This window comes from Streptomyces sp. CRN 30, assembly GCF_034105845.1.
Genome location: NZ_JAVRHI010000368.1, coordinates 1 through 26,922, shown reverse-complemented (window position 1 = coordinate 26,922; position 26,922 = coordinate 1). Strand labels below are relative to the sequence as shown.

Here is a 26,922-nt window from a genome sequence, read left to right as displayed (position 1 = left end):
GGATCGCGGCCCACAGCTTGTAAGCTGTATGGGCGCAAGTCGTGCCTTACCGACACGTCGTCCGGGATCACCCGTCCCACGGCAGCCACCCGGAGACCCCCGTGCCAAGCCCCTACCGCGCCCTGTTCGCCGCCCCCGGCACCAAGGCCTTCTCCACCGCCGGGTTCCTCGGCCGCATGCCGCTGTCGATGATGGGCATCGGTGTGGTGACGATGATCTCCCAGCTCACCGGCCGTTACGGCCTCGCCGGGGCGCTGTCGGCGACCATCGCGCTGTCCTCCGCGGTGGCCGGCCCGCAGGTCTCCCGCCTGGTGGACCAGTACGGGCAGCGCCGGGTGCTGCGCCCCGCCATGCTGATCACCCTGACCGCGGCGGCCGGGCTGCTGCTGGCCGCCCATTTCCGGTGGCCGGACTGGGTGCTCTTCGTGTGCTCGGCGGCGGTCGGCTGCACGCCCAGCCTCGGGGCGATGACCCGCGCGCGCTGGGCGGCCATCTACCGCGGCACCCCGCAGCTGCACACCGCCTACTCGTTCGAGTCCGTGGTCGACGAGGTGTGCTTCATCTTCGGGCCGATCATCTCCATCGGCCTGTCCACCGCGTGGTTCCCGGAGGCCGGGCCGCTGCTCGCCGCCTGCTTCCTCGTGGTCGGCGTCTTCTGGCTGACGTCCCAGCGCGCCACCGAGCCCGCGCCCCATCCGCGCGAGCCGGGCGGCCGCACCCCCTCGGCCCTGCGCTCGCCCGGGCTGCAGGTGCTGGTGTTCACGTTCGTGGCGACCGGGACGATCTTCGGGGCGGTCGACGTGGTCACCGTGGCCTACGCCGAGGAGCAGGGCCAGAAGGGCGCCGCGAGCCTCGTCCTCGCCCTGTACGCGGCGGGCTCCTGCCTCGCGGGGGTCGCTTTCGGGCTGCTGCGCTTCGCCGGGCCGCCCGCGCGCCGGTGGTTGCTGGGCGTGTGCGCGATGGCCGTGAGTATGATCCCCCTCCAACTGGTCGGGAACCTGCCGTTTCTGGCCGTGGCGCTCTTCGTCGCGGGCCTCGCCATCGCACCCACGATGATCACGACGATGGCTCTCGTCGAGGAGCACGTACCGCGCGCGCAACTGACCGAGGGCATGACCTGGGTGAGCACGGGCCTGCTGGTCGGAGTCGCGCTCGGCTCCGGAGTGTCCGGCTGGGTGATCGACGCCGCCGGGGCGGACGCCGGGTACGGGGTTCCGGCCGTCGCCGGGGCCGTCGCGGTCGCGGCCGGTTTCCTCGGGTACCGCCGGCTGCGCAGGCCGGCTGCGCAGCGGGAGGAGACCCATGAGCGGCACGGCGAGCGGGACGACGACCACGAGCGGCACCCCATGGCGTAACTGGGCGGGCAACGTCACCGCCCGGCCGGCGCGGGAGGTCACGCCCGCCTGTGCCGAGGAGGTCTCCGCGGCCGTGCGGCGGGCCGCCGAGGACGGTTTACGCGTGAAGGCCGTCGGGACCGGGCACTCCTTCACGGCCGTCGCCGCGACGGACGGCGTGCTGATCCGCCCGGACCTGCTGACCGGCATCCGCGCGGTCGACCGCGCGGCCATGACGGTCACCGTCCAGGCCGGCACCCCGCTCAAGCGGCTCAACGTGGCGCTCGCGCGCGAGGGGCTGTCGCTCACCAACATGGGCGACATCATGGAGCAGACGGTGTCCGGCGCGACCGGCACCGGCACCCACGGCACCGGCCGTACGTCGGGTTCGCTCGCCGCCCAGATCACGGCGCTGGAACTGGTCACCGCCGACGGCTCGGTCCTCACCTGCTCCCGCGAACGCAACCCCGAGGTCTTCGCGGCGGCCCGCACGGGCCTCGGGGCCCTGGGCGTGGTCACCGCGGTCACCTTCGCCGTGGAGCCCCTCTTCCTGCTCACGGCCCGCGAGGAACCGATGCGCCTCGACCGGGTCCTGGCCGAGTTCGACCAGCTCTGGGCGGAGAACGAGCACTTCGAGTTCTACTGGTTCCCCCACACCGGCAACACCCACACCAAGCGCAACAACCGCAGCGCGGGCCCGGAGCGGCCGGTGGGCCGGGCACGTGGCTGGTACGAGGACGAGTTCCTCTCCAACGGCGTCTTCCGGGCGGCCAACTGGGCCGGCCGCGCCGTGCCCGCGACCGTTCCCGCGATCGCGCGGCTGTCCAGCCGCGCCCTGTCCGCGCGCACGTACACCGACATCCCCTACAAGGTCTTCACGTCTCCGCGCCGGGTGCGCTTCGTGGAGATGGAGTACGCCGTCCCGCGCGCCGCCCTGGTGGACACGCTGCGCGAGCTGAAGGCGATGGTCGACCGCTCACCCCTGCGGATCAGTTTCCCCGTGGAGGTCCGCACGGCCCCCGCCGACGACATCACACTCTCCACCGCGTCCGGCCGCGACAGCGCCTACATCGCCGTCCACATGGTCCGGGGCACCCCCTACCAGGCGTACTTCACCGCCGCCGAGCGGATCTTCACGGCGCACGAGGGACGGCCGCACTGGGGCAAGGTGCACACCCGGGACGCCGCCCGGCTGTCCGCCGCGTACCCCCGCTTCGGCGAGTTCACGGCGCTTCGGGACCTGCTGGATCCGGATCGCCGATTCCAGAACGACCACTTGCGGAGGGTGCTGGGGCCGTAGCCGACGCGCTCGGTGCCGGGGCGGCACCCGACTCCCCGCCGCCGTCGGAGCTCTCCCCGGTGCCCGGCGTCGCCTCCTGCCCGGTACCGCTCCCGGCGTCCTCCCCGCTTCCCTCCGAGGCGCTGTCCGCAGGGCCACCGCTGCTCGTCGCGGACGGGGTCGTGGCGGAGGAGGCGTCACCCTCCGGGGAATCCGCGTCACCCGAGGGGCCGGAGGACACGGACGGATCCGCGGGATCCGTCGGGCCGGCCGGGTCCGAGGAGTCGGAGGAACCCGGATCGTCCGAGGTGGACGGCCTGCTGTGGCCGGACAGGGCGTCGGCGACCGTGGGGCTGCTGCCGCCCCCGAGGCCGGATCCGGTGACCAGTTCGTACGTGGTGATCCCGGCCATCGTGACCCCGAAGACCACGGCGGCGGCGAGCACGGGCCGTCTCCAGCCCCTGACCCCCGCGCGGTGCAGGGTCGCCGCGCCGAACTCACCCGTCACCCGGCCCGGTTGCGGGGCCGGGCCGGTCCGCGCGGAGTGCGCCGTGACGCCGCGGACGTCCCGCAGCTGCTCGCCGGTGCGCTTGAGGAAGTGCTGGAGGACCGTGCCCCCACAGGTGGCGATCACGCTCACCACGCCGGCACCGAGGATCGTCCCGTACACACCGAAGGAGGAGGCGAGCTTGGCGGCCACCACCGCGGCGACCGCGCTTCCGGCGACCTGGGGAAGACTCAGCTCGAGCCTGCTCCGCCGACCGCCGTCGACGCTCGTTTCCTCACCGTCGTCCGCTTTCACATGCATTCCTAAGGCTTGCCTGCCTTTCCCGTACTTGGTCGTCCGATTGCACGAGAGGGTGACGTACGAGCGAAACGACTGGTTCCGATTCGGGAGATTCCGTGAAGTGCGCCACACCTGAGGGTGACGAAAGAGGCACTTCGGGCGGCCAACTCGCATCCCCTGTGGAAAGTTCGACGGCGCGCCGATCCACGCAAGTGGCCCGAATGGAGTACTGTTGCGAGCCCTGGGTCCGGACTCCCGCCAGGGTGTCCGGGGCCTGCATGGGACCGCCGGGAGGGGGAACGTTGCACAGGGTGATGAGATTCATCACTTAGCGTTGCGAATTGGTTACCGTGCCATAACGGCGATCCAGGGCCCCGGCCCGACACGCCGGGCAACTCGGCAAGGTTGTGGCAGGCTGCACCCGGGCAGGCCACACTCGACTAGCGGAAGCAGCGACGCACGTGACGTCGGCAGGCACCACCCGGGAGGTCCCCATGCCCGAACTGCGTGTCGTGGCCGTCTCCAATGACGGCACACGGCTGGTGCTCAAGGCTGCCGACGCGACGGAGTACACCCTTCCGATCGACGAACGGCTGCGTGCCGCGGTGCGCGGCGACCGTCCCCGCCTGGGACAGATCGAGATCGAGGTGGAGAGCCACCTCCGCCCGCGCGACATCCAGGCCCGTATACGCGCTGGTGCGTCGGCCGAGGAAGTGGCCCAGCTCGCCGGCATCCCCGTCGACCGGGTACGCCGCTTCGAGGGGCCCGTGCTCGCCGAGCGCGCCTTCATGGCCGAGCGGGCCCGCAAGACACCCGTCCGCAGGCCCGGGGAGAACGCCGCGGGTCCCCAGCTCGGCGAGGCGGTCCAGGAGCGGCTGCTGCTGCGCGGCGCCGAGAAGGACACCGTGCAGTGGGACTCGTGGCGGCGTGACGACGGCACCTGGGAGGTGCTGCTGGTCTACCGGGTCGCCGGTGAGCCGCACTCCGCGAGCTGGACGTACGACCCGCCGAGGCGTCTCGTGCAGGCCGTCGACTCCGAGGCGCGCTCGCTGATCGGCGAGTCCGACGACCTCGGCGCGGCCGAGCCCAGCCTCCCGTTCGTGCCCCGCATCGCCCGGCTGCCACGCGACCGCCCCCTGGACCGCCAGGCGGAACGTCCCGTCCCCCCGTCCCCGTCGCCCGAACCCGGCGAGGAGGCCACGGCCGACCGCGACTCGCTCACCAGCATCCTGGAGGCCGTCCCCAGCTACCGGGGCGACCTGGTCGTACCCGAACTGCCCCCCGAGGCACCCGAGGAGGGCGTGCCCGACCCCGAGGCGGAGGAGGCCCCGGCCCCCGCGGCCTCGGCCGGCTCCGCCTACGCGGACGTGCTCATGCCGCGCTCGGTCACCAGCCACCGGGACCGGCTCATCGGGGCCACCGACCGCCAGGCCGAGGCGGACGGCGTCCGTCCCGGGCGCCGGGCCGCGGTGCCCAGCTGGGACGAGATCGTCTTCGGCACACGGCGGAAGAAGCAGCAGGACTAGGTCCCCTCACCTGTACGTGCGAGGGGCCCGCATCGTTCAGATGCGGGCCCCTCGTCACGGTGGGCGGCCCCACTCACTGCGGATCCGGACCCGTCGCCACCGGGCGGTCGCCGTCCCGGCTCCACTCCGACCACGAGCCGACGTACAGGGCGGCCGGGACACCGGCGACGGCCAGGGCGAGGACCTGGTGGGCGGCGGAGACGCCCGAGCCGCAGTAGACGCCCACCTCGGCCGCACCGGTCGCGCCCAGCGCCGTGAAGCGGCCGGCCAGCTCGTCCGCGGGCTTCAGCCGGCCCGAGTCGTCCGCGTTCTCACTCGTGGGCGCGGAGACGGCGCCCGGGATGTGGCCGCCGACCGGATCGATGGGCTCGACGTCGCCGCGGTAGCGCTCGGCCGCCCGCGCGTCCAGCAGCAGTCCGGAGCGGGCCAGCGCGGCGGCCCCGTCCGCGTCCAGCAGCGGCAGGGCCCCGGGGGCGGGCACGAAGGTTCCGGCCTCCGGCCGGGGGACGTCCGAGGTCAGCGGCCCGTCCCAGGCCGCCAGGCCGCCGTCGAGCACCCGTACCGACACGTGTCCCGCCCAGCGCAGCAGCCACCACGCGCGCGCGGCGGCCCAGCCGAGCCCGCCGTCGTACACGACGACCTCCCGGTCGGCCGACACCCCGGCCGCCCGCATCGCGGCGCCGAAGACCTCCAGGTCGGGCAGCGGGTGCCGGCCGCCGGGGCCCGCCGGACCGGCGAGCTCGGAGTCCAGGTCGACGAAGACCGCCCCCGGAATGTGCTCCTTCTCGTACTCGGACCGCAGGTTCGGGCCGCCCAGCTGCCAGCGGGCGTCGAGGACGACCGGCGGCTGCGGGCCCGCGAGGGCGTCGGCGAGTTCGGACGCGGAGATGATGGGCTTCATGGGACCCATCCTCGCGCACGGGGTGGCCGCCACGTCCGGGTGCGGCTACTCTGCCCGCCGAGCGGACCTGATCACGACCCGTGGGGCACCGGGTACGTCCCGTACACCTGAGCGGCACCGCGCGCCTGGCGTCCTGAAGGGGAAGAGAAGCGATAATCCAGGCATCCTTCCGCATCTGCCGCCGAACGGCCGCGGCGCGGCTGGAATGCGCCGTGCCACGCGTCGTGCGAGCCGCGTGCGGCGCGGGCACCACGAACGGGACATGGACGCGCGCCACCGCGGTACGCGCGAGCGGTGAGCGGGCCCTGACACGGCCGCCGCGAGAGGCCGGGAGAAGAGTGACGATGACCGAGGCACGGGTACCGGCCGGCCCGGACGGTGCGGCGCACCCGCCCGGCACACCCTGCTGGGTGAGCCTGATGGTGCACCGGATGACCGCCACCCAGGAGTTCTACGGGGCGCTCTTCGGATGGGAGTTCCGGCCGGGGCCGCGGCAACTGGGGCCGTACGTACGGGCCATGCTCGACGGCCGTGAGGTGGCGGGGATCGGGCAGCTGCCGCCCGACCGCCACCTGCCCGTCGCCTGGACGCCCTACCTGGCCTCCGACGACGCGGATCACACGGCCGAACTGGTGCGGCACTGCGGGGGCACGGTCGGGGTGGGTCCCCTGGAGGCCGCCGGGTCGGGCCGGCTGGCCATCGCCTCGGACCCCTCCGGCGCGGTCTTCGGCATCTGGGAGCGGGCGGCGCACCGGGGCGCCGCCGTGACGGACGCCCCCGGGGCTCCCGCCTGGCACGAACTCCGCACCCGCGACACGCCCGGCGTCGCGAAGTTCTACCGGACCGTCTTCGGCTACGAGGACACGCCGGCCGACGTGACCGGACCCGGCCACGTCACCCTCCGCCTCAAGGGCCGCCCGGTCGCCGGCATCCACGGCGTCGGCGACGCCCTCCCCCGGAACCGCGGCGCGCACTGGCTCACCTACTTCGGGGTCACCGACACCGACAAGGCGGTCACCCGTGTGAGCGAGCTCGGCGGCCGGCTGGTCGAACCGGCCCACGACACGGCGCACGGCCGGGTCGCGACGGTGGCCGATCCGGAGGGAGCGGTCTTCTCACTGGTGCACGGGGTGGGCTGACGGATCCGCCGCGGGCCCCGCGTCCACCGGCAGCACGTCCGGCGACAGCGCGCCCGCCCGGGCCGTGGCCGCCGTCATCCGGCGGCGGTGGTGGCGGCGGCAGAGCACCTCGTAGCCGACGGTCTCCGACTGGTCGACGTCCCCGATGACCACCTGGGCCCCCTCGACGACCATGTGCCCGCCCACCGTACGGGCGTTGTGCGTGGCCCGCGCGCCGCACCAGCACAGGGCCTCCACCTGCAGGACCTCCACCCGGTCGGCGAGCTCCACCAGGCGCTGCGAGCCGGGGAACAGCTTGGAGCGGAAGTCGGTGGTGATGCCGAACGCGTAGACGTCGACGCCCAGGTCGTCCACCACCCGGGCCAGCTGGTCGATCTGCTCCGGGGCGAGGAACTGGGCCTCGTCCGCGATCACGTAGTCCGCGCGGTTGCCCTGGGAGAGGTGCTCGACGAGGTGGCCGTACAGGTCCTGGCCGTCCGCGACCTCCACCGCGTCCGTCACCAGTCCGAGGCGCGAGGACAGCTTGCCCTCGCCGGCTCTGTCGTCCCGCGTGAAGATCATGCCCTGGAGACCGCGCGCCGAGCGGTTGTGCTCGATCTGGAGGGCCAGCGTCGACTTCCCGCAGTCCATCGTTCCGGAGAAGAACACCAGCTCGGGCATGGGACTTGGGGAACCTTTCGGGAACGGGCCCGGCGGTGCCGGGGTGCCACGCACGGGGGCGGGGCGGTCGGGTACTTGCGGGAGGAGGGTCGTCAGGTGCGCACTTCCAGGAGCGGAACGAGCTGTTCCGCCGGGGTCATCGACCCGTGGTTGCCGGTCATCGACGACTCCTTCGGCTCCCGCTCCGACGCGATCAGCAGAACGTCGTCGTGGGCCGCGGCGACCACGTCGCCGATGCGGGCGTACACCCGGTCCTCGACGGCCGGGCCGAACCAGCCCGCGGCGACCGCCTCGTCGCGCGAGGCCACCCAGAACTGCTCGCCCAGCACCTCACGCCAGACGGTCAGTACGTCGCTCGCCGCGCCCGGCACCGCGTAGACGTGCCGGGCCCGGCCCTCGCCGCCCAGCAGGGCGACGCCGGCGCTCAGCTCCCAGTCCTCGTCGACGTCGATGCGGTGCTGCTCGTCGAAGGGGATGTCGATCATGCCGTGGTCGGCGGTGACGTACAGGGCGCTGCGGGGCGGGAGCTGCTCGGCGAGGCGCTGCACGAGGCGGTCCACGTACATGAGCTGGCCGCGCCAGTCGTCCGAGTCGACGCCGAAGCGGTGGCCCTTGCCGTCGACCTCGGCGTAGTACGTGTAGACCAGCGAGCGGTCACCGGCGGCCAGTTGCTCCGCGGCGAGGTCCATGCGCTCCTCGCCGCTCAGGCGGCCGTGGAACGTGCCGCCGCTGAGCGCGATCTTCGTCAGCGGGGTGTGCTGGAAGGTGGGCGAGGAGACCTGCGCGGTGTGCACGCCCGCGCGGTCGGCCAGCTGGAAGACCGTCGGGTACGGCTGCCAGGCGTGCGGCTCGGTCCAGGGGTTCCAGCGGAGCTGGTTCATCAGCTCGCCGGTGTCCGGGTTGCGGACCGTGTAGCCGGGCAGGCCGTGCGCGCCCGGCGGGAGGCCGGTGCCCACGGAGGCCAGGGAGGTGGCGGTGGTGGCGGGGTAGCCCGCGGTGATCGGGCGGCCGGTGCCGCCGCGCGAGGAGGGGAGGAGCGAGGTGAGGAACGGGGCCTCGTCCGGGTGGGCCCTCAGCTGCTCCCAGCCCAGTCCGTCGATCAGGAAGACGCAGTTCCGGTCGGCCGGGGTCAGCTCCGGTATCGCCGCGGTGGTGGCGGGCACGCCCATGCCCGCGGCGAGCGTGGGCAGGAGGTCGGCGAGCGAGCCGGCGCCGTACTCGGGCACGGGGGCGGAGCCGAGGGGGAGGGGTTCGGGGTCGTCGTCCCAGGCTGGAAGTGCCATCAGCGGGTGATGTCCGCGGTCGCCTCGGAGAGGGCCTGGGCGAAGGCGAGGGCCTGGCGCACCGTCTCCGGGCCGTCCCCGGCCTCGCTGACGCGCAGGCTGAGGTCGTCCGCCGTCGAGTTGCCCGTGTAACCGTGGTCCGCCTCGCAGTTGGGGTCGCCGCAGGCCGCGGGCTCCAGGTCGATGCGGGAGACGGCTCCCCAGCCGATGGTCAGCACGATCTCGCGGGGCAGCGTGCCCGGCGTGTACGACTCCGGGTTGGCGACCACACGGCTGACGACGACCGACGAGATCCGGCCGAGCTTCACGGACTCGGTGGACGTCGTGGCGTACGGCGTCGGGGAGGTGGTGTCGGCGGCCTGCTCGTCGGTGTGGCTGACGATGAAGCGGTTGCCGGTGAGGACGAGCACGGTCACGTGCCGCCGCACCTCGTTGGCGTCGAACGTCGTCTCCTGGTGGACCAGGTACGACCGGATGGCCTCGCCGCCGACGGCGGCCTCCACCGCCTCGGCCACGAGAGCCGGGTAGTAGCCGCTGCGCTCGATCGCCGCGCGCAGCCCCTGGGTCGTCGTACTGGTCTTGGCCATGCCCTCCATCCTAATCCCCGTATAAGGACGGCCCGACAGTCACGAGCGGCACGGACCGTTCGATCATCAGGACCGCCATGCCTTCCTCCATCCGGGCCCGTGGGGCCTTCCCGTAGATCGGCGGGCGGTTCTGGTGATCCCGCTGGTGGTCGCTGCTGACGATGTTGGCGCCCGTCGGCGCTGGGCGGACGCCTCTCATCTCTCCGGCCATCGAGGCCTACTGCGAGACCGGCGACGGCCAGCGCCGTCAGACGTCAACACTCACCGCTTGATCACTCGTTGGTGCTGGTGGTGCGAGCCCACCGCACGGTGACCTCTCGCAAAGCCCGAGCCGGTCGAGCTCCAGCGGAGACCGAGGCCCGTGGGACGAGCTGGTGCCACGAACGGCTACTGAGGTGTCGGCCCGGCCCTGTGCGGCCGAGGCCTGGGATTAGGGCGCCACGTGGTTCCACACGGCTCGTGACCAGCACAGTCCTGCATCACCGCGTCGGGAGGAAACCTTGATCTACTGTGGCATCGACTGGGCGGAGAGGACACACGACGTCGCCCTGGTCGACGACGCCGGCCAGCTCCTGGCCAAGCGGCACATCACCGACGACGCGACCGGCTACAAGATTCTGCTGGACACGCTCGCCGAGCACGGCGACACGGACGAGAATCCCATCCCGGTCGCACTCGAAACCTCCCGCGGCCTGCTGGCGGCCGTCCTGCGGACCGGCCGACGGCAGGTTTTCGCGATCAACCCGATGGCCGCGGCCCGCTACCGCGACCGGCACTCGGTCTCGCGCAAGAAGTCCGACCCGGGCGACGCCCTGGTCCTGGCAAACATCCTGCGCACCGACATGCACGCCCACCGGCCACTGCCGCAGGACAGCGACCTGGCCCGCGCCATCGCCGTTCTCGCCCGCGCCCAGCAGGACGCGACGTGGAACCGGCAGCAGATCGCCAACCAGCTCCGCTCCCTCCTGCGGGAGTACTACCCCGCAGCCCTGGCCGCGGTCGAGCCCTGGAAGAACGGCCTGTGCCGTCCCGAGGCGCACGCGTTCCTCCGCCTCGCTCCCACGCCGACCCGGGCCGCACGGCTGACCCGCATCCAGCTCCAGGCCGCGCTCAAGCGCGCCGGCCGCCAGCGTGGCATCGAAGTTGAAGCCGAACGGCTCCGGGAGGTCTTCAGGGCCGACTGGGCCCACCAGCCGCCGCTGGTGGAGGAGGCGCTCGGCAAGCAGATGCTCGCCCTCCTGGTCCAGCTGGAGGCCGCGTCCCAGGCCGCCGACGATCTCGCGGAGGCGGTCGCGGAGGCTTTCCCTCAGCACCCGGACGCTGACATCTATCTCAGCTTCCCCGGCCTCGGCGTCCAGCTCGGTGCCCGGGTGCTCGCCGAGATCGGCGACGACCGCGAGCGGTTCGCCGACGCCCGCGGCCTGAATGCCTATGCGGGCTCCTCGCCCATCACCAGGGCCTCGGGCAAGAAGTCGTCCGTCACCAGACGGTGGGTGAAGAACGACCGCCTCAACCACGCCGGCTACCTCTGGGCCTTCTCCGCGATCACCGCCTCACCCGGCGCCAAGGCCCACTACCGGCGCCGCCGCGACGACCACGGAGACTGGCACGCCGCCGCCCAGCGCAACCTCTACAACCGCATGATCGGCCAGCTCTACCACTGTCTCCAGCACCGCGAGCCGTTCGACAAACCGACCGCCTTCCCAACCGACCTCGCCGTCGCGGCCTGAAGCCCCGACGGCTGGTAAGTGACTGTGAGAGTCACCGAAACTGGCCACGTCTGTCACAGAAGCGTCTCCAGCACCTCCGCGACCTTCACTTCAGACGTCTCCAAGTGGCTCGGCCAGGGCATGGACACACTGCCGGTGGCCGTCTTCCCGGCCTTCACTGTGCGTGTGGCCCATCTCATGTCCACGAAGTCGGGTCCGCTGAAGCTGAACCTGATCTTGTACTCGACCGCAGCGGGCCCGGGGTTGCGGATCGAGTAATCCGCGCTGAACATCAACTCGCCCTCGCGCAGCTCAGTGCCGTACTCGGTCACCTCAACCTCCTTCTCGGAAGATGCGGAGGAGTCGAGCGAGCTGTCTATGCAGCCAGCTAACGCGGCAAGGAGGAGAAGGACGCCAGGACCAACGGTATGTAAGCGCATGAACACGCAGGCTAGAGGTGAGCACCGATCCTGTACATGAGGACGAGAAGCGTCCGGTCAAACGCGCGATGCCTCACGGGCCACGACCCCGTCGCTTGACGGCTTGGATGCCTGAGGTGTCTACGGGGGCGCACTGACTGCGAGGCACCGCTCAGTACGCGGGATACGCATCGGTACGCGGGGAGCGCCCCCGTACCCCGCGGGCACCTCAGTACACCGGGAGCGTCCGCGGGCCGAGGTCGTCGCGGGCGGGCGGGCGCGACAGCCGTACGGTGGCGCCGAGGACGCTCAGGCCCCGGGTGGCGACCACGACCGGTTCCAGGGCGACCGCGACGACCTCGGGGTGGTCGTCGACCAGCCGTGACACCCGCAGCAGCAGCTCCTCGAGGGCGCCGGTGTCGACGGGGTCGGAGCCCCGCCAGCCGAACAGGAGCGGTGCCGTCCGGATCGACCGGACCAGGGAGGCCGCGTCCCGGTCGGCGACCGGTACCAGGCGGTGCGCGACGTCGCCGAGCAGCTGCGAGGCGGCCCCCGCGAGCCCGAAGGACAGCACCGCTCCCGCCGCCGGGTCGATGACGGCCCGTACGACCGTGTCGACACCGCGCGGGGCCATGGCCTGCACGACGGGGCGCAGCTCCGCGGGCGCACCGAAGAGGTCGGTCAGTTCGCAGTAGGCCCGCCGCAGTTGCTCCTCGTCGGCCAGGTCCAGCCGTACGCCGCCCAGGTCGGCGCGGTGGCGCAGGTGGGGGGCGGTGGCCTTGAGGGCGACGGGGAAGCCGACGGCGCGCGCCGCGAGCACGGCCTCGTCGGGGGTGGGGGCGGGCCGGGCCTCGCGCACCTCGATCCCGTACCGGGCGAGCAGCTCGCGGGTCTGCGCGGCGCCCAGGGTCTGCCCTTCGCCCCGCTCGAGCAGCGTGTCGATCTGCGCGGCGGCGCCCTTCTCGTCGATGTCGTCGTACGCGGGGACCTTGCCCGGTTCGGCCGCCTCGCGGCGCCACTGGGCGTACCGGACGGCTTCGGCGAGGGCGCGGACGGCGCGCTCGGCGGCGGGGTAGGCCGGTATGCGCCGGGTGTCCTCGGAGGGCGGGACGTCGTCGGGGGGCGGGGTGTCCGCCGCGCGCGTGGGTGCCGGTCGCGCGTCGGGCGGGGGCGGGTCGGTGCGCGGGACGGCGCCGGCCGTCCTGGACACGACGGAGAGAGCGTCGGCCAGCCCGCCGATCTCGACGTGGACCACGAGGACCGGCTTGGCCGGGGCCGCGGCGGCGGCCGAGCGGAGAGCCTCGGCGAGGTCCTCGTCGGTGGCCGGGGCCTCCCCCACCCGCGGGATGGCCGTCACGACGACGGCGTCGCACGCGTCGTCGGCGAGCACGCGCGCGAGGGCCGTGTGGAAGTCCGCCGCGGAGGCGGCCGTGGTCAGGTCCAGCGGCGGCAGCGGCCGCAGCCCCTCGGCGAGGCACGCGTCGTACGTCAGCAGGCCCAGCGACTCAGAGTTGCCGAGGATCGCCACGCGCGGGCCGGCGGGCAGCGGCTGGCGGGCCAGCAGCAGGCCCGCGTCGACCAGCTCGGTGATCGTGTCGACCCGGATCACCCCGGCCTGCCGCAGCAGCGCGGAGACGGTGGCGTGCGGCAGCCGCGTGGCCCGTACGGCGTGACCGGTGGGCGCCGCTCCGCCGTGCCGCGCCCCCTGGACCACGACCAGCGGCTTGACGGCGGCCGTACGACGGGCGAGGCGGGTGAACTTGCGCGGGTTGCCGATCGACTCCAGGTACATCAGGGCGACGTCGGTGTCCGGGTCGTCGTACCAGTACTGCAGGACGTCGTTGCCGGAGACGTCGGCGCGGTTGCCGGAGGAGACGAAGGTGGAGACGCCCGTGACCCCGGTCACTCCCCCGCCGCGCCGGTGCAGCCGCGAGAGCAGGGCGATGCCGATGGCACCGGACTGGGCGAACAGCCCGATGCGCCCGTGGCGCGGCGTCTCGGGAGCGAGCGAAGCGTTGAGCCGGACCTCCGGGGAGGTGTTGATGATCCCGAAGGCGTTGGGCCCGATGACGCGCATCCCGTAGGTGCGGGCGCGCCGCACCAGTTCGCGCTGGCGCTCGCGCCCCTCGGGGCCGCTCTCGGCGTACCCGGCGGAGATCACCACGAGCCCCTGCACCCCGTGCGCCCCGCACTCGGCGACGACGGCGGGGACCTGCTCCGCGGGGACGGCGACGACCGCGAGGTCGACCGGCTCGGTGATCGCGCCGACGGAGCGGTACACGGGGACGCCGTCGAGCTCCGCCTCGTCCCCCACGGTCCGGTTCACCGCGTACAGGCGCCCGGTGAACCCCGCCCCGCGGAGGTTGGCGAGGACGCTGCGGCCCACTCCCCCGGGCGCGCGGCCCGCGCCGATGACGGCGACCGAGCCCGGCGCGAGGAGCCGCTGCACCGAGCGCGCCTCGGCGCGCTGCTCCCGCGCGCGCTGCACGGCGAGGGAGCGGTCGGTGGGCGCCAGGCCGAACTCGAGGCGGACGACGCCGTCCTCGAAGCTGCGCTTCTGCTGGTACCCGGCGTCCGTGAACACCTTGATCATCTTGGTGTTGGCGGGCAGCACCTCGGCGGAGAAACGGCGGACCCCCCGCTCCCGGGCGACCGCGCCGATGTGCTCCAGGAGGGCCGAGGCGACGCCCCTGCCCTGGTGGGCGTCCTGCACCAGGAAGGCCACCTCCGCCTCGTCGGCGGGCGCGGAGGACGGCAGGCCGTCGGCGTCGACGCGGTCGTAGCGTACGGTGGCGATGAACTCGCCGCCCACCGTGGCGGCGAGTCCCACCCGGTCAACGAAGTCGTGGTGGGTGAAGCGGTGCACGTCCTTGGCGGACAGGCGTGGGTACGGCGCGAAGAAGCGGTAGTACTTCGACTCGTCCGAGACCTGCTCGTAGAAGCTGACGAGACGCTCGGCGTCATCGACGGTGATGGGCCTGACGCGCGCGGTGCCGCCGTCGCGCAGCACCACGTCGGCCTCCCAGTGAGCGGGGTACTCGTGCCGGTCCGGCGAGGTCTGCATGGTTCCCCAGCGTACGGCTCGCCCCCGACAGCGGGGCGAGGCAGCCTGGGGACCGGAACCGGATCGGGGTCAGGCCGTGGGCCGCGTCCGGGACCGCTTCGTCGATGGGTCAAAGACACCGCAACACCGAAGGGCATCAACACATGGCTGAGCGCCGCGTCAACGTCGGCTGGGCCGAGGGCCTCCACGCCCGTCCCGCCTCCCTCTTCGTCCGGGCCGCCACGGCCTCCGGAGTCCCCGTGACGATCGCCAAGGCCGGCGGCAACCCCGTCAACGCGGCCTCCATGCTGGCGGTCCTCGGCCTCGGCGCCAAGGGCGGCGAGGAGGTCGTCCTCGCCTCCGACGCCGAGGGCGCGGACGCCGCGCTGGACCGGCTGGCCAAGCTGGTCTCCGAGGGGCTCGACGAGCTCCCCGAGACCGTCTGAGCCGCGCCGGGGTGACGCCGTAGCCGTCACCGACGCATACGCATACGTGAAGGGCTCGTCCGATTCGCCGGGCGGGCCCTTCACATTACCTTCCGGCGGGTGGCGCATTCCGCCGCTGGCCGACGGTGCAATTCCTCTCCGCGCGCAGCTCTATATCCTCTGCGCAGGCAGCGGAAAAAGCCCCCCGGAAATTACACTGCACTTTGTATACGGCTTCCGTGTTAATGCCGCGCGCTCGACATGTTTACGTGGTGTTGCGAAGTCCTCACACGGTCGGCGCGGTCCCCGTGGGGGAAGCGCAGCCGGTGCGTGTCGGCCGCCCGCTCCTGGTGCAGGGCCGTGATCGCCCGCGCCCGGTCGCCGTCCCCGCGCGCGACGGCGTCGACGATGCCGCCGTGCTCGGCCCAGGACCGCACCGGATCGGCGGGCGCCTCCACCGTGTACATCCAGGCGATCTTGTGCCGCAACTGGGCGAGGGTCGAGGTCAGCGCGGGGCTGCCGGACGCCTGGGCGAGCGTCTCGTGGAACCAGCCGCCCAAGGAGCGCAGGTCCTCGCTGTGGCCCCGGCGCGCCCGCTCCTGCCCCAGTCTGACCAGGCCGCGCAGCACCTTGAGGTGTGCCTCGGTGCGGCGCTGGGCGGCCCGTGCGGCGCCCAGCGGCTCCAGCAGCGTGCGCATCTCCAGCACGTCGGCGGCCTCCTGCTCGGTCGGCTCCGCGACACACGCGCCCGCGTGCCGGCGGGTGACCACGAAGCCCTCCGCCTCCAGGGTGCGCAGGGCCTCGCGCACGGGGACGCGCGAGACGCCGTAGCGGCGGGCCAGCACTTCCTCGGTGAGTCTGCTGCCGCGCTCGTGGACCCCCGCGACGATGTCATCACGGATCGCCGTGCATACCGAGTGCGCCGGAATACGCATGACCGGACCTCCGCCTTAATACCCGTGATGCGCCGCCGATTGACGCGTGTTCCCGCGACTCTATTGCAGGGCACCGGAATTTCCGACGCCGGGCCGGAATCCATGGATATTTTTTGGACAGCGGACGTGTCACAACGGACATGTCATCACGACATGCCGCAACGGACGCGGCGCACTGACCCCTCACCACGGAACGCCTCACCACGGAACGCCTCACCACAGGGCGCGTCACCACGGAGCGCGCCACCGCGGACGGCGAAAGCCCCGGCTCGGGGGAGAGCCGGGGCTTCCTGGGGCTTCTGGGCCTTCGGGCGCGGGGCGGGGTGTCCGCCGCCGGGGGCTCGCTCTCCGGTCCAGGGGGCGCCGCCCCATGGGTCGTCGCCTGAGGGACTGTCGCCGCAGGATGAACGTCTCAGGGGGTCAGACGTTCACGCCGTGCGCGCGCAGATAGGCGACGGGGTCGATGTCGGTGCCGTACTCGGCCGTCGTACGGACCTCGAAGTGCAGGTGCGCACCGGTGACGTTGCCGGTCGCCCCGGAGACGGCGATCTGCTGGCCCGGGACGACCGCCTGGCCGACGGACACACCGATGGACGACAGGTGGCCGTACTGGGTGTACGTGCCGTCGTTCATCCGGAGCACGATCTGGTAGCCGTACGAGCCGCCCCAGCCCGCCTCCACGACGGTGCCGGAGCCGACCGCCTGGACGGCCGTGCCGGAGGCGGCGTGGAAGTCGACGCCGGTGTGGCTGCCGGAGGACCAGACGGCGCCACCGCTCTTGTAGCCGGTCGAGACGTACGAGCCGGCGATCGGGGAGACATAGGTGCTCAGACGCTTGCGCTCGGCCTCGCGGGCGGCGCGCTCCTCGGCCTCGCGGTCCTCCTCGGCCTTCACCGAGGCGAGCTGCACCGCCAGCGCCTCGGCCTCCTCGCGGGCCCGCTTCTGCGCGGCGGCCGCCTCGGCTGCCTGCCGCTGGGCGGCGGCCTGGGCGCCGACCTGCTCGGCCATCGAGTCGCCGATGCTGAGGGCCAGGGTGAGGCCGGTCTGCTCGGCGGAGGGGTCCGCGGCGAGCGCGGGAGAGGCCAGGGTCCCGATGACGCCGGTGGTGGTGAGCGCGGCGACACCCACGGTGCGCGTGGTGGCCTGCTTCACCCGGCTGGGACGACGGTGCTTCCCGGTGGCGCAGCTGAACGCCATGAAGTGGCTGGTCCTTTCCTTCCCTCTCGCCTACCGGGTTAGCTGACGGGTTCGGAGCAGGAAGGTCTCCTACGAGCTCCCTCCACCAGGTGGAGAGCGCCCGATTCACCCCAGGGGACTTCGGTTGGGTCCCCGGCTCCCCTGGCTCGCGCCATGCGGGGACTCGGCGATGACTGTCCGGCGCCGCGGGTGCGGCATGGTGCCTGACGAACAGCCGGACCGACGCTAAGGGTCCCGTCTTTCGAACAACAAACGAAAGACAGGTTTTGTAGCGTACGCCACAGGGCAGACAGCCCAACTCGGCCCCAATACGGGCAAAGCGGGACCCTGGTGGTTCTTCAGCCACCAGGGTCCCGCTGTCGGCGCCAGGCCGGCGGCTTCCGTCCGCCCGGCCCCGCCCGGCCCCTACTCCGCCCGGACGACGGTCACTTCGCCGATGCCGAGGGCGCCCACGGGCTCCTCGATCTGTGCCGCGTCGCCGACCAGGACGGTCACCAGCCGGTCCCCGGGGAAGGCGTTCACGGCGGCGGCGGTGGCCTCCACCGTGCCCGTCTCGGCCAACTGCCGGTACAGCGTCGCCTGGTAGTCGTCGGGCAGGTGCTGCTCGACCTGGTCGGCCAGCGTGCCCGCGACGGCCGCCGCCGTCTCGTACTTCAGGGGCGCGACCCCGACGAGGTTCTGCACCGCGACGTCGCGCTCGGCGTCCGTCAGGCCGCCCTCGGCGAGGGTGCGCAGCACGGTCCACAGGTCCGCCAGCGCGGGACCGGTGTTGGGCGTGTCGACGGAACCGCTGATGGCGAGCAGCGAGGCCCCGGTGCCGTCGGGCGCGGAGCGCAGCACCTGGCCGAACGCCCGCACACCGTAGGTGTAACCCTTCTCCTCGCGCAGCACGCGGTCGAGGCGCGAGGTGAGGGTGCCGCCGAGGCAGTAGGTGCCGAGCACCTGGGCGGGCCACACCCGGTCGTGCCGGTCCGGGCCGACGCGGCCGATGAGCAGCTGCGTCTGGACGGCGCCGGGGCGGTCCACGATGACGACGCGGCCGGTGTCGTCGGCGGTCACCGGCTCCACGGGCCGCGGCTCGGCCGAGGAGCCGGTCCAGGCGCCCAGGGTGTCGCCGAGCAGCCCGTCGAGGTCCACGTCGGTGAGGTCGCCGACGACGACCGCGGTGGCCGTGGCCGGGCGGACGTGCTTCTCGTAGAAGGCGCGCACGGCCGCCGAGTCGATGGCCGCGACGGTGTCCTCGGTGCCCTGGCGCGGGCGCGACATGCGCGAGGAGGCCGGGAACAGCTGCCTGGAGAGCTCCTTGGCGGCGCGGCGGGCCGGGTTGGCCAGCTCGTGCGGGATCTCGTCGAGCCGGTTGCGCACCAGCCGTTCGACCTCGCCGTCGTCGAACGCGGGCGCCCTGAGGGCGTCGGCGAGCAGGCCGAGCGCCTTGGGCAGCCGGGAGACGGGCACCTCGAGGCTGATGCGGACGCCGGAGTGGTCGGCGTGCGCGTCGAGGGTGGCGCCGCAGCGCTCCAGCTCGGCGGCGAACTCCTCGGCGGAGTGCTTGTCGGTGCCCTCGGTGAAGGCGCGCGCCATGATCGTGGCGACGCCGTCGAGGCCCGTCGGCTCGGCGTCCAGGGGCGCGTCGAGCAGCACCTCCACGGCGACGACCTGCTGGCCGGGGCGGTGGCAGCGCAGCACGGTCAGCCCGTTGTCCAGGGTGCCGCGCTCGGGGGCCGGGAACGCCCAGGGCCGGGCCTCGCCGGCCCGGGGCTGCGGGTGGAAGTCCATGGTGGCGAGTTCGGTCACTTCGCCGGCTCCTCGTTCTCGTCGGTGGCTACGGCGGTGGCGGCGGCCTCGGGATCCTCCGCGGCCTCCTCGGCGGCGACCGGCTCGTACACGAGCACCGCGCGGTTGTCGGGCCGCAGGCGGGCCTTGGCGATCTCCCGCACTTCCTCGGCGCTCACGTCGAGGACGCGCTGCACGGCGGTCAGCGCGAGCTGCGGGTCGCCGAACAGGACCGCGTACCGGCACAGTTCGTCGGCGCGGCCCGCGACCGTGCCGAGCCGGTCCAGCCACTCGCGCTCCAGCTGGGCCTGGGCGCGCTCCATCTCCTCGGCGGTGGGGCCCTCCGCGGCGAACCGGGCGAGCTCCTCGTCGACGGCGGCCTCGATGACCGGGACCTCGACGTCACCGGAGGTCTTGACGTCCAGCCAGCCCAGGGAGGGCGCCCCGGCGAGCCGGAGCAGCCCGAACCCGGCGGCGACGGCGGTGCGGTCGCGCCGCACCAGCCGGTTGTACAGGCGGGAGGACTCGCCGCCGCCGAGGACGGTCAGCGCCAGGTCGGCCGCGTCCGCCGCGCGCGTGCCGTCCTCGGGGAGCCGGTAGGCGGCCATCAGCGCCCGCGCGGGCACCTCCTCCTCGACGACCTCGCGCAGCTGCCCGCCCATGACGTCGGGCAGCGAGCCGTCGCGGGGCGCGGGCTTGCCGTCGTGCCCGGGGATGGACCCGAAGTACTTCTCGACCCAGGCGAGCGTCTGCTCGGGGTCGATGTCACCGACCACGGAGAGCACCGCGTTGTTGGGCGCGTAGTACGTGCGGAAGAACGCGCGCGCGTCCTCCAGGGTGGCCGCGTCCAGGTCGGCCATCGACCCGATCGGGGTGTGGTGGTAGGGGTGGCCCTCCGGGTAGGCGAGGGCCGTCAGCCGCTCGAACGCGGTGCCGTAGGGGACGTTGTCGTAGCGCTGGCGGCGCTCGTTCTTGACGACGTCCCGCTGGTTCTCCATGGACTCCTCGTCCAGGGCGGTGAGCAGCGAGCCCATGCGGTCGGCCTCCAGCCAGAGGGCGAGCTCCAGCTGGTGGGCGGGCATGGTCTCGAAGTAGTTGGTGCGCTCGAAGCTGGTGGTGCCGTTGAGCGAACCGCCCGCGCCCTGGACGAGCTCGAAGTGGCCGTTGCCCGTCACCTGTCCGGAGCCCTGGAACATCAGGTGCTCGAAGAGGTGAGCCAGGCCGGTACGGCCCTTGACTTCGTGCCGGGAGCCGACGTCGTACCAGAGGCACACCGCCGCGACCGGGGTCAGGTGGTCCTCGGAGAGCACCACGCGCAGGCCGTTGGCCAGGCGGTGCTCGGTCGCTGTCAGGCCTCCGGAGCCTGCCTCGGCGGTGGCCGTGTGACCCATGGGCATGTACGTCCCTTCGATCGCGGGAGCTTTCGTTGAAACTGCAGAATTCCTGCTGGTTCTGCCACTGTATGCAAGCGCGCGGACGCCTGGCGAAGTTCCCGGACGCGGTACGCCGAGAGCGAGATGCGGGGGGACCGGGACGGGGGTGTGCGGAGTGACGGGAGGGACGGGTGAACGGTTCCCCGACCCCTGTGCGGACGGACCCTCGGACCCGCTCCCGGACCGGCTCGACCGTGGGGTGGTCCGTGGTTGTCAGCGGGGCGGTCCACAATGGAGCGCGTCAGACACCCGTTCATGCCCCGGCAAGACTGTGAAGGAGCCGCAGCAGCGATGGCCCGCCGCAGCACGAAGACCCCGCCGCCCGACGACGCGTACGAGGAGAGGATCCTCGACATCGACGTCGTCGACGAGATGCAGGGCTCCTTCCTGGAGTACGCGTACTCGGTCATCTACTCGCGGGCCCTGCCGGACGCCCGCGACGGCCTCAAGCCGGTGCACCGCCGCATCGTCTACCAGATGAACGAGATGGGCCTGCGCCCCGAACGCGGCTACGTGAAGTGCGCCCGCGTCGTCGGCGAGGTGATGGGCAAGCTCCACCCGCACGGCGACTCGTCGATCTACGACGCCCTCGTGCGCATGGCCCAGCCCTTCTCGATGCGCGTGCCCCTGGTCGACGGCCACGGCAACTTCGGTTCGCTGGGCAACGACGACCCGCCGGCGGCCATGCGGTACACCGAGTCCCGGATGGCCGAGGCCGCGAGCCTGATGACGGAGTCCATCGACGAGGACACGGTCGACTTCGCGCCCAACTACGACGGCCAGGAGCAGGAGCCGGTGGCCCTGCCGGCCGCGTTCCCGAACCTGCTGGTGAACGGCGCCTCCGGCATCGCCGTCGGCATGGCCACGAACATGCCGCCGCACAACCTGCGCGAGGTCGTCGCCGCGGCCCGGCACCTGATCCGCCACCCGAACGCGGATCTCGAAGCCCTGATGAAGCACGTGCCTGGCCCCGACCTGCCCACCGGCGGCCGCATCGTCGGACTGCCCGGCATCCGGGACGCGTACGCGACGGGGCGCGGCACCTTCAAGATCCGTGCCACGGTGACCGTGGAGAACGTGACGGCGCGCCGCAAGGGCCTCGTCGTCACCGAGCTCCCCTTCGCCGTCGGCCCGGAGAAGGTGGTCGCCAAGATCAAGGACCTGGTCGGCTCGAAGAAGCTGCAGGGCATCGCCGACGTCAAGGACCTCACCGACCGCGAGCACGGACTGCGCCTGGTCATCGAGATCAAGAACGGCTTCGTGCCGGAGGCGGTCCTGGAGCAGCTCTACAAGCTGACGCCGATGGAGGAGTCCTTCGGCATCAACAACGTGGCGCTCGTGGACGGCCAGCCGCTCACCCTCGGCCTCAGGGAGCTCCTCGAGGTCTACCTCGACCACAGATTCACCGTCGTGCGCCGCCGTTCGGAGTTCCGCCGCGGCAAGAAGCGCGACCGCCTCCACCTGGTCGAGGGCCTCCTGACGGCCCTGGTGGACATCGACGAGGTCATCCGGCTGATCCGCTCCAGCGACAACTCCGCGGAGGCCAAGCAGCGTCTGATCGAGCGCTTCTCCCTCTCGGAGATCCAGACCCAGTACATCCTGGACACCCCGCTGCGCCGGCTGACCCGGTTCGACCGCATCGAGCTGGAGTCGGAGAAGGAGCGGCTCAACGCGGAGATCGAGGAGCTGACCCGCATCCTGGAGTCGGACGCGGAACTGCGCAAGCTGGTCTCGGGAGAACTGGCCGCGGTGGCGAAGAAGTTCGGCACCGACCGGCGCACGACGCTGCTGGAGTCGGCGAACGCCCCGGTCGCGCCGGTCCCGCTGCAGGTGGCGGACGACCCGTGCCGCGTCCTGCTGTCCTCGACGGGGCTGCTGGCCCGCACGGCCGACGGCGAGCCGCTGCCCGCGGACGCCAAGCGCGCCAAGCACGACGTGATCGTCTCGGCGGTGCCCGCGACGGCCCGCGGCGAGGTGGGCGTGGTGACGTCCACGGGCCGTCTGCTGCGGCTGAACGTGGTCGACCTCCCACAGCTGCCGGAGTCGTCGACGGCGAACCTCTCGGGAGGCGCGCCGCTGGCCGAGTTCCTGACCCTGGAGGGCGACGAGACGGTCATCTGCCTGACGACGCTCGACGAGTCCTCGCCGGGCCTGGCGATCGGCACCGAGCAGGGTGTGGTCAAGCGCGTGGTCCCCGACTATCCGTCCAACAAGGAGGAGCTCGAGGTCATCACGCTCAGGGAGGGTGACCGGATCGTCGGCGCGGTCGAGCTGCGCACGGGCGAGGAGGACCTGGTCTTCATCACCGACGACGCCCAGTTGCTGCGCTACCAGGCCTCACAGGTCCGCCCGCAGGGCCGTCCGGCGGGCGGTGTGACGGGCATCAAGCTCACCGCGGGCGCGAAGGTGATCTCCTTCACCGCGGTGGACCCGGCCGTGGACGCGGTCGTGTTCACGGTGGCCGGCTCGCGCGGCACCCTGGACGACTCGGTGCAGACCACGGCCAAGCTGACGCCGTTCGACCAGTACCCCCGCAAGGGCCGGGCCACGGGCGGCGTGCGCTGCCAGCGGTTCCTCAAGGGTGAGGACTGCCTCTCCGTGGCCTGGGCGGGTCCGGCCCCGGCCAGAGCCGCGCAGAAGAACGGCACCCCGGTCCAGCTGCCGGAGATGGACCCGCGCCGCGACGGTTCGGGCGTGTCCCTGGCCAAGACGGTGTCGGTCGTCGCGGGACCGGTCTAGCCCGCGGGGATCCCCTCCCCGCTTGGCTCCTCCGGGTCCTGCACATAGCGGAGGACACCCCACATGCCGATCTCATCGGCGTGCGGGGTGTCGTCCCGGCAGCCCTCGAGCTCCTCGGTGAGCGCCGCGGGGTCGGTCCCGGACCCGATGAGGACGAGCTGTGTGAGACGGGGCTCCCCGGCCGCCCAGGGCTCGGGGTAGAAGCGCAGGAACCGGCCCACGGCGTGCACGGCGTACCGGTTGCCGGGGTCGTGGGGGCCGAAGTCGACGTACCCCTTGATGCGGTAGAGCCCCTCGGGCCGGCTGTCCAGGAACCGCATCAGCCGCCGGGGATCCAGGGGCACCTCCGAGGTGAAGGACACGCTGTCGTACGCCGCGTGCAGGTGCCCGGCGTGCGCTGATCCGGTCTCCCCCGTCTCCGCGGTGTTCTCGGCGGCCTCGGTGTGCTCGTGCAGGTCGTCGAAGGAGAGCTGCCCGAGGCGCTCCTCGCCGGGCCTGCAGTCGAAGAGCAGCTCCGGGTCGATCCGGCCGTACGTGGCGGGCACCACGGCCGCGCGCCCGCCGAGCGACCGCACGAGCTCCAGCACCCGGTCCCCGTCGTCCGCCCGGTCCAGCTTGTTGACCACGACGAGATCGGCGAGCGACAGGTGCCGGTCGATCTCCGGGTGCCGCTCCCGGGTGGCGTCGAACTCGGCGGCGTCCACCACCTCGACGAGCCCTCCGTAGACCACCCGGGGGTTCTCGCCGGCGAGCACCATGCGCACGAGTTCCTGCGGCTCGGCGAGCCCGCTGGCCTCGATGACGATCACGTCGATACGGGCCTCCGGGCGGGCCAGCCGCTCCAGGTACGCGTCGAGTTCGCTGGTGTCGACCGCGCAGCACAGACAGCCGTTGCCGAGGGACACGGTGGAGTCACCGAGCGCCCCCGCGACGGCCATGGCATCGATCTCGATGGCACCGAAGTCGTTGACGACAGCGCCGATGCGGCTCCCTCCGCTGCGCCGCAGCAGATGGTTGAGCAGGGTCGTCTTGCCCGAACCGAGGAACCCGGCGAGCACGACGACGGGGATCTGCGGCGGTCCCGCGGGCGTCGGTGCGCCCTGCTGCTCCAGCCGGCCCGACTGACTCAACGCGGCCTTCCTCCCACCGACCGGAAGCGGACACCGGCCGGTGCCCGGCCCGCCGCGCGGGACGGCTCGTGCACCGGTGCGCGTCGGCCCCGCTCGGGTCTCGTCCGTACGACCAATGAATGCCGCACCAGGATACGAGCGACGGGAGCACCGGGAAGTGGAGGGACCGACGGGGGCCGCACCCGGTCACGGTGCCGCCCGGCCGGGGGCTCGTACCGGTCGGCTGCAGCCCTCGTACCGCCTCTCACGGCGCTCGGCACCGCTGTGCGACCCGGAGTACCCCCTGTGCGCCTCCTTCTCCGCCTCCCGGCCGACCGGAACCGCTCCGCCACACTGGAGGACGGCAAGCGCACCGCCGCCGTCGCCGGTTCCCTGCCCGTCGGTGCGCCTTCGACGACCGGTGGACGGGTGCCCGATCGGGGGTTGACATGGTCACAAAAAAAGTGCGGCCGCGTGGGCCGGGTCCCGCCGCCGCGGTGGGAATCGGAATGATCGCGGGAATTCTCGTCGGCAAGGCACTGCACCACCGCACGCTGGAAGCACTGCACCTGCGACTGTCCCGGCTGGAGCGCACCGCGCACACCCAGCGGCACACCAATCTCGCCAATCAGCAGCGATTGCACTGGGAACTGCTGAGCAAGGCCATAGACGACCCGGAACTGGCCGAAGTGCTCGATCTGTACGAGACGCCCGTCTCGGCCAGGCAACGCCGACAGTACCTGTTCGCGAATGCGCTGTACACGAATCTGCTTTTCTACTACCGCATCGGCAACATCAGCCGCGAGGAGTTCTACAAGCACGTGCGCGGCATGTTCCAGAACCCCACCGTCCGCGAGTACTGGTACGCGACCCAGCAGCAGCGCGCCAGCCTGGCGGACACCGACGAGGCCGAACTCGGACTGATGGTCGACGACCTGCTGCAGCAACTGGAGGAGGCGGACACCGAGGAATGGTGGGTGGTCGGGGAGCCACCGGCCGACGAATAACCGTTCGCCCATCGCCGGACCGGCACGTCAATCCCGCTCCACACCTCACCCGCGAGTGGGGAACATCCGGCTCGGCGAGTAACGAATTCGCAAACGAACGCGTTCACTCAGGCACCAGCAGGTTTACTCCGCGGAGCAGTGCCCGAGCCTGTGCCTTGAGACCAGAGGAATGACAACAGTGAGCCAGATCATTCGCCGCCTAGGTATGTCTCCGCGCGATCGAGGCAGCACCTCCGGTGCCACATGCCCGGACATCTTCGAATTGGCGGACGGCGATTTCGCCGTCATCGGCACGGACGCCACCACCTCGCTCGACTCGCACCTTCCCGCCGACGCCGCCCGCGCCGACCACGAACGCATTGTGGTCATCACGCGCGAGACTCTGGTGAAGGCAAAGTCCGACATTCCCGACGTTTAGCGCGGGCCGCACACCCGGTTTCGGTCGTGCGCCGCGCGTCCGGCGTGATCGCCCACGACGCGCCTCCGCGGGTCGCGCCCGCACGGCCGAGGCTGCCGTGTGCCCCGCCGCCAGGCACCGGACGGCGACCGGCGCCGCGCGTGCGGCCCTCCCCCGCGCCCCGCGCACACCGCTCATGCACCGCGAACGCGCCCCTTTGGCCCGAGCCCACCCGCGCCGAACGGACCGCCGCACAAGTCAGGTTAGGCTCACCTCCGTGACTATGTGCACGACCGTGTCGCGGCACCTCGACGAGCCCCTGGCGGGGACGGCGGCCCATGCGACGACCTGGCTGCTGGTGGAACAACCGGGTCCCTGGGGCGTCAGAGCCCTCACGTCGAGCCACCTGGACCCGGCACTCGGCAGGGCCCTCGAAGCCGCCGCGGACGGCACCGGCGTACGCGTCGCACTCATCCGCCGCCCCGGCCGCCACGCGGACCGCCGCCGCGAAGCCCGCGAACGCCACGTTTACGTGGCCCACACCGTGCCCGGGAACGTGTGGCTGCGCCACGCCACCACCACCGAACCCGAGCGCCTCCTCGACCTCGACTTCGCCGCGCTCGGCCAGGGCGCGCACCACACGTTCGACGCGGTCCTCCGGGGGCGCCCCCACACCGGGGACCCGCTGGCACTGGTCTGCACCAACGGCAAACGCGACCGCTGCTGCGCGCTCCTCGGCCGGCCCCTCGCCGCCGAGCTGGCCGCCTCCGGGGTCGAAGGCGTCTGGGAGGTCACCCACCTGGGGGGCCACCGTTTCTCGCCCACGCTGCTCGTCCTGCCGTCCGGCTACGCGTACGGCCGCGCCGAGGCGCACCACGTCAAGGAGGTCCTCCAGGGCGTGCGGGAGGGGCGCGTGGTCGTCGAGGGCTGCCGGGGCAGCTCCGCCTGGGAGCGGCCCGGGCAGGCGGCCGAACTGGCGGTGCGCACGACCGTGCGCGAGGACACCGCGGAGGCGCTCACCGTCGTCCGCACGGACGGCGCGGCGCCGCGCTGGGACGTGACGGTCGGCCACACCGACGGCCGCCGGTGGCGCGTGACCGTCGCCCGGGGCGCCTCGCTGCCGCCCCGCCCGGAGAGCTGCGGCGCGCCCCTCGGTTCCCCGGCTTGGATGGACGTGGTGGCCGTACGGGAGCTGACGGCGGCGGCACGCGTGGGCTGAGGCCGCGCGGACACGGTGGAC

General features: G+C 72.6%; 22 protein-coding genes and 1 riboswitch. Of the genes, 10 read left to right on the top strand and 12 right to left on the bottom strand.

Annotation, left to right across the window (positions count from 1 at the left end; genetic code table 11):
- Positions 1 to 101 precede the first annotated feature (101 nt).
- Together UW392_RS39035 and UW392_RS39030 are read left to right on the top strand one after the other, a co-directional pair.
- Positions 102 to 1,355 (top strand): MFS transporter, encoded by a 1,254-nt coding sequence (locus UW392_RS39035; protein WP_320779990.1) that lies wholly within the window; start codon positions 102 to 104, stop codon positions 1,353 to 1,355.
- The gene (locus UW392_RS39030) at positions 1,303 to 2,634 is read left to right on the top strand and encodes a D-arabinono-1,4-lactone oxidase (RefSeq protein ID WP_320779989.1); all 1,332 of its coding nucleotides are present in this window, start codon (positions 1,303 to 1,305) and stop codon (positions 2,632 to 2,634) included. Before UW392_RS39035 ends, UW392_RS39030 begins: the two co-directional genes overlap by 53 nt.
- On the opposite strand, the gene UW392_RS39025 is transcribed toward UW392_RS39030, so the two are convergent.
- The gene (locus UW392_RS39025) at positions 2,558 to 3,421 is read right to left on the bottom strand and encodes a hypothetical protein (protein WP_320779988.1); all 864 of its coding nucleotides are present in this window, start codon (positions 3,419 to 3,421) and stop codon (positions 2,558 to 2,560) included. The two genes, UW392_RS39030 and UW392_RS39025, sit on opposite strands and share 77 nt — an antisense overlap.
- A gap of 473 nt (positions 3,422 to 3,894) precedes the next feature.
- On the opposite strand from UW392_RS39025, the gene sepH reads away from it, so the two are divergent.
- Positions 3,895 to 4,926 carry a septation protein SepH gene (sepH, locus tag UW392_RS39020; protein WP_320779987.1) on the top strand — a complete coding sequence of 344 codons (1,032 nt, stop codon included), beginning with the start codon at positions 3,895 to 3,897 and terminating at the stop codon, positions 4,924 to 4,926.
- Between the two features lie 73 nt (positions 4,927 to 4,999).
- Here sepH and UW392_RS39015 read toward each other — a convergent pair whose 3' ends face one another.
- On the bottom strand, positions 5,000 to 5,827 hold the full coding sequence (locus UW392_RS39015) for a sulfurtransferase (RefSeq protein ID WP_320779986.1): 828 nt from the start codon (positions 5,825 to 5,827) through the stop codon (positions 5,000 to 5,002).
- 344 nt (positions 5,828 to 6,171) lie between these two features.
- On the opposite strand from UW392_RS39015, the gene UW392_RS39010 reads away from it, so the two are divergent.
- Entirely contained in the window at positions 6,172 to 6,966 is a 795-nt protein-coding gene (locus UW392_RS39010) for a VOC family protein (protein WP_320779985.1), read from the top strand.
- Here UW392_RS39010 and UW392_RS39005 read toward each other — a convergent pair.
- The 3 genes from UW392_RS39005 to UW392_RS38995 form a co-directional block, all read right to left on the bottom strand.
- Entirely contained in the window at positions 6,943 to 7,626 is a 684-nt protein-coding gene (locus UW392_RS39005; protein ID WP_320779984.1) for a thymidine kinase, read from the bottom strand. The two genes, UW392_RS39010 and UW392_RS39005, sit on opposite strands and share 24 nt — an antisense overlap.
- A 92-nt stretch (positions 7,627 to 7,718) precedes the next feature.
- Complete coding sequence (locus UW392_RS39000; protein ID WP_320779983.1) at positions 7,719 to 8,909, bottom strand: alkaline phosphatase family protein; 1,191 nt, start codon at positions 8,907 to 8,909, stop codon at positions 7,719 to 7,721.
- Positions 8,909 to 9,496, bottom strand: coding sequence for a DUF5998 family protein (locus UW392_RS38995; RefSeq protein ID WP_320779982.1), 588 nt, complete (start codon positions 9,494 to 9,496; stop codon positions 8,909 to 8,911). The genes UW392_RS39000 and UW392_RS38995 overlap by 1 nt, the downstream gene beginning before the upstream one ends.
- A 500-nt stretch (positions 9,497 to 9,996) precedes the next feature.
- Here UW392_RS38995 and UW392_RS38990 point away from each other — a divergent pair, with 500 nt between their 5' ends.
- Positions 9,997 to 11,226 (top strand): IS110 family transposase, encoded by a 1,230-nt coding sequence (locus UW392_RS38990; protein WP_320779981.1) that lies wholly within the window; start codon positions 9,997 to 9,999, stop codon positions 11,224 to 11,226.
- Between the two features lie 53 nt (positions 11,227 to 11,279).
- Here the strand turns inward: UW392_RS38990 and UW392_RS38985 are convergent, their stop codons facing one another.
- Positions 11,280 to 11,537 carry a hypothetical protein gene (locus UW392_RS38985; RefSeq protein ID WP_320779980.1) on the bottom strand — a complete coding sequence of 86 codons (258 nt, stop codon included), beginning with the start codon at positions 11,535 to 11,537 and terminating at the stop codon, positions 11,280 to 11,282.
- 316 nt (positions 11,538 to 11,853) lie between these two features.
- Positions 11,854 to 14,688 (bottom strand): GNAT family N-acetyltransferase, encoded by a 2,835-nt coding sequence (locus UW392_RS38980; RefSeq protein ID WP_320779979.1) that lies wholly within the window; start codon positions 14,686 to 14,688, stop codon positions 11,854 to 11,856.
- 143 nt (positions 14,689 to 14,831) lie between these two features.
- Here UW392_RS38980 and UW392_RS38975 point away from each other — a divergent pair, with 143 nt between their 5' ends.
- Positions 14,832 to 15,113, top strand: a complete 282-nt coding sequence (locus UW392_RS38975) for an HPr family phosphocarrier protein (RefSeq protein WP_320779978.1) — start codon at positions 14,832 to 14,834, stop codon at positions 15,111 to 15,113.
- A gap of 221 nt (positions 15,114 to 15,334) precedes the next feature.
- Here the strand turns inward: UW392_RS38975 and UW392_RS38970 are convergent, their stop codons facing one another.
- The 4 genes from UW392_RS38970 to UW392_RS38955 form a co-directional block, all read right to left on the bottom strand.
- Entirely contained in the window at positions 15,335 to 16,027 is a 693-nt protein-coding gene (locus UW392_RS38970) for a GntR family transcriptional regulator (protein WP_320779977.1), read from the bottom strand.
- A 420-nt stretch (positions 16,028 to 16,447) separates the two neighbouring features.
- Positions 16,448 to 17,224: a M23 family metallopeptidase gene (locus tag UW392_RS38965; RefSeq protein WP_320779976.1), complete on the bottom strand. Its 777-nt coding sequence runs from the start codon at positions 17,222 to 17,224 to the stop codon at positions 16,448 to 16,450.
- Between the two features lie 12 nt (positions 17,225 to 17,236).
- A riboswitch (cyclic di-AMP (ydaO/yuaA leader) is annotated at positions 17,237 to 17,403 on the bottom strand.
- Between the two features lie 226 nt (positions 17,404 to 17,629).
- On the bottom strand, positions 17,630 to 19,018 hold the full coding sequence (locus tag UW392_RS38960) for a pitrilysin family protein (protein WP_320779975.1): 1,389 nt from the start codon (positions 19,016 to 19,018) through the stop codon (positions 17,630 to 17,632).
- The gene (locus UW392_RS38955; protein ID WP_320779974.1) at positions 19,015 to 20,394 is read right to left on the bottom strand and encodes a pitrilysin family protein; all 1,380 of its coding nucleotides are present in this window, start codon (positions 20,392 to 20,394) and stop codon (positions 19,015 to 19,017) included. Before UW392_RS38955 ends, UW392_RS38960 begins: the two co-directional genes overlap by 4 nt.
- Before the next feature lie 327 nt (positions 20,395 to 20,721).
- Between UW392_RS38955 and UW392_RS38950 the strand changes: the two genes are divergently transcribed.
- Positions 20,722 to 23,169, top strand: coding sequence for a DNA topoisomerase IV subunit A (locus UW392_RS38950; protein WP_320779973.1), 2,448 nt, complete (start codon positions 20,722 to 20,724; stop codon positions 23,167 to 23,169).
- On the opposite strand, the gene UW392_RS38945 is transcribed toward UW392_RS38950, so the two are convergent.
- Positions 23,166 to 24,299, bottom strand: coding sequence for a GTP-binding protein (locus tag UW392_RS38945; protein WP_320779972.1), 1,134 nt, complete (start codon positions 24,297 to 24,299; stop codon positions 23,166 to 23,168). The genes UW392_RS38950 and UW392_RS38945 overlap by 4 nt on opposite strands.
- Positions 24,300 to 24,787: 488 nt before the next feature.
- On the opposite strand from UW392_RS38945, the gene UW392_RS38940 reads away from it, so the two are divergent.
- The 3 genes from UW392_RS38940 (at position 24,788) to UW392_RS38930 (ending at position 26,901) form a co-directional block, all read left to right on the top strand.
- Positions 24,788 to 25,285 carry a DUF6082 family protein gene (locus UW392_RS38940; RefSeq protein ID WP_414496996.1) on the top strand — a complete coding sequence of 166 codons (498 nt, stop codon included), beginning with the start codon at positions 24,788 to 24,790 and terminating at the stop codon, positions 25,283 to 25,285.
- Positions 25,286 to 25,490: 205 nt separating this feature from the next.
- Complete coding sequence (locus UW392_RS38935; protein WP_320780004.1) at positions 25,491 to 25,703, top strand: hypothetical protein; 213 nt, start codon at positions 25,491 to 25,493, stop codon at positions 25,701 to 25,703.
- Between the two features lie 262 nt (positions 25,704 to 25,965).
- Positions 25,966 to 26,901: a sucrase ferredoxin gene (locus tag UW392_RS38930; protein ID WP_414497005.1), complete on the top strand. Its 936-nt coding sequence runs from the start codon at positions 25,966 to 25,968 to the stop codon at positions 26,899 to 26,901.
- Positions 26,902 to 26,922 lie beyond the last annotated feature (21 nt).